Here is a 299-nt window from a genome sequence, read left to right as displayed (position 1 = left end):
ATAATAATAGCAACCTATAGATAGTGATATGTCTTTTATTATGAAAAACATATTGGCAAGAGCTCAACAACCCCGTTCTTCCTAGATGGAAAATTGCAAACCTACATTTTTAATGGAAAGGAAATAGTTCTGCACAAGGAACGGTGCGGCTCATGTAAGGAGCCAAAAACCAATATTGATTCAGAACTCTGCTCATGGTGCAGCATTGATGAGAGCCATGAGAAAAACGCAGCTCATCGAAATTCATTTCGAATGTTGGCGCACGCGGGAATACTCGAGCAGTATATAGCCAACTTCCG

The 299-nt window shown here is 40.5% G+C and carries 1 protein-coding gene; it reads right to left on the bottom strand.

The annotated features are described in order from the left end of the window. Positions 1 to 109: 109 nt before the first annotated feature. Positions 110 to 299, bottom strand: a 190-nt coding sequence (locus AC0L3U_RS39055; protein ID WP_473365067.1) for a hypothetical protein, incomplete at its 5' end; no start/stop codon positions are given.

The organism is Bradyrhizobium sp. Kon69, assembly GCF_055807515.1.
This window is presented reverse-complemented; position numbering and strand designations above follow the sequence as displayed.